The sequence below is a fragment of the Streptomyces swartbergensis genome (genome assembly GCF_002148965.1).
GTDB classification, from domain to species: Bacteria; Actinomycetota; Actinomycetes; order Streptomycetales; family Streptomycetaceae; genus Streptomyces; species Streptomyces swartbergensis.
The window spans coordinates 1-1,318 of the sequence record NZ_NGFN01000706.1 but is presented as its reverse complement, the minus strand read 5'-3'; the positions used below and the strand labels follow the sequence as shown (position 1 = coordinate 1,318).

Here is a 1,318-nt window from a genome sequence, read left to right as displayed (position 1 = left end):
GGCGCAGCCCCCGCCCCCGGACGACGCCGAGGCGGCGCTGCGCCGCCTGGGCCCCGGCGGCCTCACCCCCCAGCTCGACGAGGAACAGATCGAGACGGTCAACGCCGCCCTGCTGCTGCGCCGCCCGCTGCTGATCACCGGCCCGCCCGGCGTCGGCAAGTCGACGCTCGCCTACCTGATCTCGCGTGAGCTGGGGCTCGGCCGGGTACTCGAATGGAACATCGTGAGCCGTACGAGCCTGCGCGACGGCCTGTACGTCCACGACGCCATGGGCCGCGCCCAGGCCATCGCCGCCTGGCAGGCGGGGCTGCGCGACACGGCCCGGGCGGAGCCGGTGTTCGAAGACGACGAACAGACCGTCAACCACGCGACCGTGTCAAGAGATCGTCAACTTGCGCCGGTTATAGGCGAGTTCATTACACTGGGACCGTTGGGAACCGCCCTGCTGCCCTACGAACGGCCCCGGGTGCTTCTCGTCGACGAACTCGACAAGAGCGACATCGACCTGCCGAACGACCTGTTGCACGTTCTGGAGAATGGAAGTTATGAGGTTCCGGAGCTGGTGCGCGACGCCGCCGAGGCCGCGAGCGTGCACACCAGCGATCCGGGGGGCCGGGCCGTGGTGCGCGACGGACGCGTCGAGTGCCGGGAGTTCCCGGTCGTGGTGATCACCAGCAATGGGGAGCGGGAGTTTCCCGCCGCCTTCCGCCGCCGCTGTCTGCCGATGGAGATGCACACCCCGACCCGGGAGCAACTACTGGCCATGGTCGAAGGGCACTTGGGGCTCAGGCCGCGAGGCACCGAAGACCTCGTCGACCTGTTCGTTCAGCGGGTCCAGGCGGGCGGCGTCCACTCCCTCGACCAGTTGCTCAACGCTGTCCAGATGACTACTGCGGGTGGTTTCCAGGCTGACGGTGACGGGCGTAAGCTCGTCGAACTGCTGCTCCGCGACCTCGCGAAGGGCCGCTGATGACCCGGGAGCGCGCATCCGGACCGGGCGACGGGGATCCCGCATCGGGATCGTCGCCGCCTCCTTCGGTGTCCCCCGAGCCGCTCGCGCGCGCGAGCGAGCCCGGAGACCGGGTCCCGGCCGCTCCCGATCACTTCGTCCCCCGCTGGCAGGAGTTCGCCGACGCGGTATGGCTGGCCGCCCACCGGAGCCGGTACGAAGGTCCCGGCAGCGCGGCTCCCGAGGCGCCGGCCCCGGCCGTGGAGAAGGCCCGCCCACAGGACGCCGGCGCCGAACGGCCGGCCCGGCCGCCGGCGGACGACGACGCACTCCCCGATCTGTCCGCGGCCGACAAGGACCTTCCTCCCC

Annotated in this window: 1 protein-coding gene and 1 pseudogene; both read left to right on the top strand. The window is 71.2% G+C overall.

What is annotated here, in order from left to right:
- Nucleotides 1–970, top strand: a 970-nt coding sequence (locus CA983_RS43750; protein WP_086606121.1) for an AAA family ATPase, incomplete at its 5' end; no start/stop codon positions are given.
- A 68-nt stretch (nucleotides 971–1,038) separates the two neighbouring features.
- A pseudogene (locus CA983_RS43745) lies at nucleotides 1,039–1,318 on the top strand (hypothetical protein); the annotation flags it as partial.